Source organism: Streptomyces albospinus (assembly GCF_014648695.1).
Taxonomy (GTDB): Bacteria; Actinomycetota; Actinomycetes; order Streptomycetales; family Streptomycetaceae; genus Streptomyces; species Streptomyces albospinus.
Window position 1 is genome coordinate 31,108 of the sequence record NZ_BMRP01000059.1, and the last position, 7,774, is coordinate 38,881.

7 protein-coding genes are annotated in these 7,774 nt (G+C 72.1%); 5 read left to right on the top strand and 2 right to left on the bottom strand.

Going from position 1 to position 7,774, the window contains the following annotated elements:
- Nucleotides 1–1,444 (top strand): LCP family protein (locus tag IEZ17_RS37350; RefSeq protein WP_229853007.1); only part of this gene is annotated, 1,444 nt, incomplete at its 5' end.
- A 119-nt stretch (nucleotides 1,445–1,563) separates the two neighbouring features.
- Here IEZ17_RS37350 and IEZ17_RS37355 read toward each other — a convergent pair.
- Nucleotides 1,564–2,580 carry a glycosyltransferase family 2 protein gene (locus IEZ17_RS37355; protein WP_189308084.1) on the bottom strand — a complete coding sequence of 339 codons (1,017 nt, stop codon included), beginning with the start codon at nucleotides 2,578–2,580 and terminating at the stop codon, nucleotides 1,564–1,566.
- A 325-nt stretch (nucleotides 2,581–2,905) separates the two neighbouring features.
- Here IEZ17_RS37355 and IEZ17_RS37360 point away from each other — a divergent pair, with 325 nt between their 5' ends.
- From IEZ17_RS37360 to IEZ17_RS37370, 3 genes are read left to right on the top strand one after another with little or no spacing between them, the layout of a single operon-like run.
- Nucleotides 2,906–4,369: an LCP family protein gene (locus IEZ17_RS37360; RefSeq protein WP_444544832.1), complete on the top strand. Its 1,464-nt coding sequence runs from the start codon at nucleotides 2,906–2,908 to the stop codon at nucleotides 4,367–4,369.
- Entirely contained in the window at nucleotides 4,366–4,818 is a 453-nt protein-coding gene (locus IEZ17_RS37365) for a hypothetical protein (RefSeq protein ID WP_189308086.1), read from the top strand. The genes IEZ17_RS37360 and IEZ17_RS37365 overlap by 4 nt, the downstream gene beginning before the upstream one ends.
- A 48-nt stretch (nucleotides 4,819–4,866) precedes the next feature.
- Entirely contained in the window at nucleotides 4,867–5,469 is a 603-nt protein-coding gene (locus tag IEZ17_RS37370; protein WP_189308087.1) for a VanZ family protein, read from the top strand.
- Nucleotides 5,470–5,528: 59 nt separating this feature from the next.
- On the opposite strand, the gene IEZ17_RS37375 is transcribed toward IEZ17_RS37370, so the two are convergent.
- Entirely contained in the window at nucleotides 5,529–6,083 is a 555-nt protein-coding gene (locus tag IEZ17_RS37375; protein ID WP_189308088.1) for an acyl-CoA thioesterase, read from the bottom strand.
- A gap of 282 nt (nucleotides 6,084–6,365) precedes the next feature.
- Here IEZ17_RS37375 and IEZ17_RS37380 point away from each other — a divergent pair, with 282 nt between their 5' ends.
- Nucleotides 6,366–7,679, top strand: a complete 1,314-nt coding sequence (locus tag IEZ17_RS37380) for an LCP family protein (RefSeq protein ID WP_189308089.1) — start codon at nucleotides 6,366–6,368, stop codon at nucleotides 7,677–7,679.
- Nucleotides 7,680–7,774 lie beyond the last annotated feature (95 nt).

The following is a 7,774-nucleotide window of genomic DNA, read 5'->3' on the forward strand; positions in this document are numbered from 1 at the left end:
CGGCCGCCGTAAACGCAAGCCGAAGCAGTCCGGGAAGAAGAAGGCGCTGCACTGGACGGCCGGTGTGGTGGGCTTCGTTCTCGTCGCCGGCTGCGGTGCCGCGTACTTCGTCTACCAGCAGTTGGACGGCAACATCTCCAAGGTCGACGTCGGCGAGGAGAACGCCGCGGTCACCGACGGCCCGGTCAACCTCCTCGTCATCGGCACCGACGCCCGGGACGGGAAGAAGGGCAACGAGGGGTACGGCGACGACGGCAGCGTCGGGCACGCGGACACCACGATCCTGATTCATGTGTCGAAGGACCGGTCCAACGCGACCGCGCTGAGCATCCCGCGCGACCTGGTGACCGACATCCCGGACTGCCCGACGAAGCAGAAGGACGGCTCGACGAAGACCATCCCCGGCGAGCACAAGGTGCGCTTCAACACCAGCCTGGGCCAGGAGGGCCGGGACCCCGGCTGCACCTGGCGCACCGTCGAGAAGCTGACCGGGCTGAAGGTCAATCACTTCATGATGGCCGACTTCAACGCCGTCAAGGAGCTGTCCAACGCGGTGGACGGCGTCGAAGTCTGCGCCGGCAAGGACATCGACGACCCCAAGTCGCACCTGAAGTTGTCGGCGGGCAAGCATGTCGTCAAGGGCGAGCAGGCGCTGGCTTTCGTCCGAACCCGGCACTCCGTGGGCACCGGCAGCGATCTGAGCCGTATTCAGCTCCAGCAGCAGTTCATCGGGTCGCTGATCCGCAAGCTGAAGTCCAGCGCGTTCAGCAGCCCCGGCAAGCTGCTGGACGTCGCGCAGGCGGCGACCAAGGCGCTGACCGTGGACACCGGCATCGGCAGCGCGAGCAAGCTGCTGGACTTCGGCAACGACCTGAAGAAGGTCGACCTGAACAAGATCACCTTCGCCACCGTGCCGGTGCTGGACAACCCCCGCGACAAGGCCACCGTCATCCTCGACAAGGCCAAGGCCCAGCCGCTGTTCCAGATGGTGCAGCAGGACCACACGCTGTCCAAGGACGCCGCCAAGGGCAAGGGCGACGCCAAGCCCGCGCCGGTCAAGAAGGCCCCGCCGGAGCTCGTCCGGGTCGATGTCACCAACGGCGGCGGGCCGTTCGGCTCGGCGCAGGAGACCGTGGACTGGCTCCAGAACGCCAAGGCCGCCAGGCTCGCCACCAACGCCGGCAACGCTTCGGAGAAGCTGGCCGCCACCCGTCTCGAATACGCGCCCAACCAGGCGGACCAGGCCGCCACTCTGGCCGGCTGGATGGGTCTGCCCAAGAGCGCCCTGAAGCAGAGCGCGCAGAAAGCCGGCCCGCGGGTGCCGATGAAGCTGATCCTCGGCAAGGACTTCACGGCGCCGGGCACCCCGATCGAGGCGCCGACCGAAACCCCGGCGGGGGTCCAGCACGTCAACGCGGACGACAAGAACATCTGCGCCAAGTGACCCGGTGACCCGCCGACCGTCCGGGTGCCGCGCGCACGACGGACCGGACAACGGCTGAACTCGGGGCGGAGCAGGGCGGGTTGGGGGCGGAGCGCCCCCAACCCGCGTGCCGCGTTGCCCTACGGCGCCACCACCGCCGGGCGGCGGCTGGCGATGACCTTCTTGGCGAGGGCGCGGGGGCTGGTGAGGAAGCCCACGCCCCAGGACATGTGCATGGTGGCCAGGGCGACCGGGATCTGGGCGCGGGCCTTCAGGGACAGGCCCTTGCCGGCCGGCAGCGAGCCCGCGGCGATGGCGGCCAGGTAGCCGGCCGGGACGACGAAGCCCCACGGCGTGACCGCCGCGCCGACGACCACGCCGGCCGCTATGGCGCAGACCGCGGTCGGCGGGGCGAGGTAGCGCAGGTTGATCGACCCGGAGTGGTAGCGGGCGACGACGTGCCGCCACTTCCCGTAGTCCTTGTACTGCTTGGCCAGCGCCCCGATGCTCGGCCGCGGCCGGTACTGGACCTTCAGCTCCGGCGAGAACCAGATCTGCCCGCCGGCCTCCCGGATCCGGAAGTTCAGCTCCCAGTCCTGGGCGCGGATGAACTCCTCGTTGTAGCCGCCCTGTTGCTCCAGCGCCGCGCGCCGGAAGACCCCCAGGTACACCGTCTCGGCGGGGCCCGCCTGGCCGCCCGTGTGGAACGCGGCGTTGCCCACGCCGATCCTGGAGGTCATCGCGGCGGCCACCGCGTCCTCCCAGGCGTTCTCGCCCTCGGCGTGCATGATGCCGCCCACGTTGGCGGCGCCGGTCTCCTCCAGGAGGCGTACGGCGGTGGCGATGTAGTTCGGCGAGAGCATGCCGTGGCCGTCGACGCGGACGACGATCGGGTGCCGGGACGCCTTGATCGCGGCGTTCAGCGCGGCGGGGGTGCGGCCCGTCGGGTTCGGGACGGTGTGCACCCGGGGGTCCTCGCGGACGAGTTCCGCGGCGATCTCGTCCGTGCGGTCCGCGGACGGTCCGAGGGCGATCACCACCTCCATCTCGCCGGCGTACTCCTGCTCCAGGATGTGCCGGACCGAATTGCGCAGGTGACGTTCCTCATTGAGCACCGGCATGATCACGGAGACGGCCGGGAGCTGCTGCTGGGGCATGGTTCCTCAGGGGTACGGCCCGTGGCGAGCCGCCATGGGCGGCGGCAGCGCCCGTCGGGGGACTGCGGTATTCCGCCTCACGGTACCGCGAACGGGGGATACCCACGGACGGCAACCGGGTGGCCGGGCAACGAATGCCCGGTGTGTGGCGCTTTGCACTAGATCGTATTGACGTATGGTGAGCCGGACCACTTCGTCCCAATCGAGATCCGATTCGTTCGCATCGAGACACGCCTGGTCCTTTCCCGATCTGCACCGCGCCCCGGCCGCGAGGTACGCACCGGCCATCCGCGGCCCCGTCCCCGTCCACCCGCGGAGGTGCCCCGTGACCGCGCCGTCCTCCTCGACCCGCACCGTCCCGGGCCGGCGTCCGCGGCGGGAGCGCCGGCGCCTGCGTCCCCCGGTCCGGCGCTGGGGGCTGCGGATCAGCGCCGCGGCGACCGTTCTGCTGCTGTCCGCGAGCGGCGTCGGGCACGCGATGGTCACCGGTGTCGAGACCGGCATCGGCCGGGTGGACGCCTTCAAGGGGATGAGCAACCGGCCCGGGGGCGGCGACGGGCTGAACTTCCTGGTCGTCGGCACGGACGACCGGGACAAGCTGACCGACGCGGAGAAGCGGAGGTTCCACCTCGGCGGCGACTCCTGCCACTGCACCGACACCCTGATGCTGGTGCACCTCTCCGCCGACCGGAGCCGCGCCGGCGTCGTCAGCCTGCCCCGCGACTCGTACGCCGAGGTGCCCGCCCGCCGGGACGCCGGCGGGCGGTGGCACCCCCGGCACGCGATCAAGCTCAACGCGGCCTTCGCGGAGGGCGGCCCCAGCCTCACCGTGCAGACCGTCGAGCAGATGACCGGCGTGCACATCGACCACTATCTGGAGATCGACTTCACCACGTTCATGCGGACCGTGGACGCGGTGGGCGGGGTCGAGATCTGCACCGTACGGCCGCTCAAGGACAGCTATTCGGGCCTGGACCTGCCGGCCGGCAGGTCGCTGCTCAACGGGGGCCAGGCTCTCCAGTACGTCCGCTCGCGGCATCTCGACGCCTCGGCGGACCTGGGCCGGATGCAGCGGCAGCAGCGTTTCCTGGCCGCGCTGCTGCACCGGATCACCTCGTCCGGGGTGCTGATGAACCCGGTCCGCTTCAAGCAGGTCGCGGACGCGATGCTCCGCTCCGTACGGGCCGACGCGGGGTTCGGCGCGGGCGATATGACCGACCTCGGGCAGGCGATGCGCGGCTTCCGAACGGAGTCCTCGGAGTACGCCTCGGTGCCGCTGCGGGGCGAGGCCGAGACGCTGCCGGGCCTCGGGTCGACGGTGCGCTGGGACCCGGTGGAGGCGCCGAAGCTGTTCCGGGCGATCCGCGAGGACCGGCCGTTCGCGCCGGCCGCGGACCCGGCGAAGGCGAAGGCCGCCACCGTGGACGTACCGCCGCACCGGATCCAGGTGCAGGTGGACGACGGCAGCGGCCGGCGCGGGACGGCCGCCGCGGCGGCCCGCGCGCTGCGCGCCACCGGCTTCGCCGCCACCGGCGCACCGGGCGGCGCCGCGCGCGCTCCGGTGGCGCGCACGGTCATCGCGTACGACCCGCACTGGGACCGCTCGGCCCGTTCGCTGGCCGCCGCGCTGCCCGGCGCGGAGCTGCGCCCGACGGCCGGGCAGGGGGCGGTGATGCGGGTGACGGTCGGCCGGGACCACCGGGCGGTGCGGCCGGTGCGGGCCGAGGAGCCGGACCGGGCCCCGGGCACCCTCGCGGCGATCACCGGCGACCAGGCGGTGTGCCCATGACCGTCCCCGCCCCCCGCCGCACCGCGCCCGGCCGCCCCCCGGACCGGCCGTACGGGCGGCGCCGCGTGAGCCTTCCCGCAGCCGTGGTCGCGGCGCTGTGCCTGATCGCGGCGACCGCGGCGGCGACCCCGCCGGCCCCGGCGGCGCCCATCGGCTGCGGGGATCTGGTCCGGGGGCGGCTGTGCCTGCGCGGCCCGGTCGGCACGGTCGGCACCTATACGGCCGGCTACCAGAGGGACGGCTCGGTGCCCGGCGAGATCACCGTACGGCTCGGCTACCAGCGCAGGAACTCCCGGATCACCGCGTTCCCCGGCTGGTTCGGCACCGGGCGGACCCGGGGCGGGTCCCTCCGGCTGAGCGGCCGGGTGGAGATGCTGCCGGACGAGTGCATCCGGGGCGTCATGGAACACGCGGAGACGGTCTTCGTCACCAAGTGGAGCTGCGACTGACACGGGGCCGCCCCGGTGTCCCGAAGTCCTGAAAGGTGCGTGCGGAGCGTGTGGCAGGTCGTCCTGGGCATCAGCCCCACCACGGTGGCGCTCTTCCTCGTCGCGGCGCTGGCGCTGGCCCTCGGCCTCGCCCTCTGGTCCGCGCGCGCCCCGCACCGGCACGCCCCGCGGACCGCCGCGGGCGTGCTGCTGGCGGGCTGGCTGCTGATGATGCTGGTGGTGACCCTCACCCCCACCCAGCCGATCGGGTCCGGCGACGCGACGATCTGGTGGCGTCCCGGTGAGGGGCTCCTCGACCTGGGGGCCCAGCTGGAGCCCGGCGAGGTCGAGATGCTCGTACGGCGGCAGATCGCCAACACCGCACTGTTCGTGCCGGTGCCGCTGCTGCTGCGGTTCGCCGCGCCGCGCTGGTCCGCGGCCGGGGGGTTCCTGCTCGGGGTGGGGCTGTGCCTGGCCATCGAGGCGGCGCAGTTGCTGATGCGGGCCGGGCGGGTCGCGGACATCGACGATGTGCTGTGCGCGGCGGCCGGTAGCGTCCTCGGCGCGGCGCTGGCCCTGCTCGCGAAGCTGGTGGCGGCCGTGCTGCTCCGCCGGGCCCTGCCGCGGCGGCCCGTGCCGACCGCGGCGGCGGCAGCGCCGGAAGAGGTGTAGCCGGGTCCGGAGGGGGTGCAGCCGGGCACCGGCCCGGGGTCCGTCCGGTGGGTTCGGCCCTACGCCTCGTCGAGCCCCTCGGCCGCGCGCCGCTCGCGCAGTTCCCGGATGGCGCGGCGGCGGGCCAGCCGGTGTGTGCGGCGGATCTGCGCTTCCTGGTAGCGGCGCTTGTCGCGCTCCGTCTCGGGGATCACCGGGGGCACCGCGCGGGGCTTGCCCTGCTCGTCGACGGCGGCGAAGACGAGGTAGGCGGAGCCGACCTGCTGGGCGGGGGTGGATTCGTTCCAGCGCTCGGCCAGGACGCGGACGCCGACCTCCATGGAGGAGCGGCCGGTCCAGTTCACCTGGGCCTTGACGTGGACGAGGTCGCCGACCCGGACCGGTTCGAGGAACGCCATCTCGTCCATCGACGCCGTCACGGCGGGGCCGCCGGAGTGGCGGCCGGCCACCGCGCCCGCCGCGTCGTCCACCAGTTTCATGATCACGCCGCCGTGTACCGTCCCGAGGAGGTTGGTGTCGGCCGCGGTCATGATGTGCGACAGCGTGGTGCGGGAGACGGAGGTGGGCTTGCCCGCGAGATCGTCCTCCGGGCTGTTGGTGACGAGGTCGGTCATGCACACCAGCGTAAGCCGCCCCGTACGGGACCGTACGGGGCGGCCCCGGCACGGCTCCCGGCCGGGCGTGAGATGGCTCGCACCGCGGCTGTGAGACCGGTCTCCCCGCACCGCCGGAAACCATCCGGAATGACTTCTTCCGATAGCCCCGCCGGAATGGTCAGCCCCCTTGCGGTATGGGGCGGTAGGGCTCCGTCGCTTTGCATCAGCTCTGCAACAGCCCTGGCCCGATCCCGCACCCGCCCTATGGGGCACCCCCTCGCGGCGTGCACACTTCCCCGTATGAATGAGTGGCCCCAAGGACCCGGCGACCAGAGCGGCAACCGGTACGGACGCGGCAGCGGCAGCGCCGATCCGGAGGGAGCGCGCGCCATGCCGCAGGTACGGCGCGACGCAGGCTCCGGCTACCCGCGGCGCGAACCCCCGCTGCCGCCGTCGATGTCCCCGCGCCGCGGCGCGGGCGTACCGCCGCAGCAGTCCCAGGGCTACGACGCGTACGAGAACGGCTACGACAGCGGCTACAACACCGGGCAGGTCTACGGCGGCGGCCGGGGCCACGGCGGCTACGGCGATGACGGCTATGACGGCGACGGGTACGGCGGCCGGCCGCGTCCCCGCTGGGGCCGCCGCATCAAGTGGACGCTGCTGACCCTGGTCGTGGTGCTGCTGGTCGCCTCGGTCGGCACCTATATATGGGCCAACGGCAAGCTGCGCCGCGAGGTGGACCTGAGCAAGGTCATCGACCGGCCCGCCACCGGCAGCGGCACCAACTACCTGATCGTCGGCACGGACAGCCGCGAGGGCATGACCGACGACATGAAGCAGAAGCTGCACACCGGCGGCCCCACCGACGGCGGGCGCACCGACTCGATGCTGATCCTGCACGACGGCAGCAACGGCCCCACGCTGATCTCCCTGCCGCGTGACTCCAACGTCGAGATCCCCTCGTACGTCGGCTCGACCTCCGGCAAGAGGTTCCCGGACACCGGGAAGCACACCAAGCTGAACGCGACCTACGCCATGGACGGGCCGACCCTGCTGGTCCGCACGATCGAGTCCAACACCCACCTGCACATCGACCACTACGTCGAGATCGGCTTCGCCGGGTTCGCCAACCTCGTCGACGCGCTCGGCGGCGTCGAGATGGACATCCCCCAGGCCTTCAAGGACAAGGACTCCGGCGCCGACTTCAAGGCCGGTACGCAGACCCTGGACGGCGCGCAGGCGCTCGCCTTCGTCCGGACCCGGCACGCCTTCGCCACCCAGGACCTCCAGCGCACCAAGAACCAGCAGAAGTTCCTGGCCACCATCGCGAAGCAGGCCGCCACACCGGGCACCGTCCTCAACCCCTTCAAGCTCTACCCGGTGCTGGGCGCGGGCCTGGACACGCTGAAGGTGGACAAGGACATGAGCCTGTGGGACCTGGGCCAGATGTTCTTCGCGATGAAGGGCGTCACCAGCGGCGACGGCAAGTCGATGAACATGCCGGTCTCCGGCAGCGTCGGCGGCAACCTCGTCTGGGACCAGGCCAAGCTCAAGCAGCTCGTCCAGCAGCTGAACAGCGACGAGCCGGTCACCGTCGCCAGCAACAACTGACCCCCGGCACGGCACACGAAAGGCCCCGGACCGCATCTTCCGTTCTAGTGGTCGTCGCAACACCCCAGCTCAAGGGGTGCGATGGACTTCAAGAT

Excerpts from the sequence above, each read along its gene's own strand:
- IEZ17_RS37355 (WP_189308084.1), bottom strand. The coding sequence starts at position 2,580 with ATGCCCCAGCAGCAGCTCCCGGCCGTCTCCGTGATCATGCCGGTGCTC.
- IEZ17_RS37365 (WP_189308086.1), top strand. The coding sequence starts at position 4,366 with ATGACCGTCCCCGCCCCCCGCCGCACCGCGCCCGGCCGCCCCCCGGAC.
- IEZ17_RS37375 (WP_189308088.1), bottom strand. The coding sequence starts at position 6,083 with ATGACCGACCTCGTCACCAACAGCCCGGAGGACGATCTCGCGGGCAAG.
- IEZ17_RS37380 (WP_189308089.1), top strand. The coding sequence starts at position 6,366 with ATGAATGAGTGGCCCCAAGGACCCGGCGACCAGAGCGGCAACCGGTAC.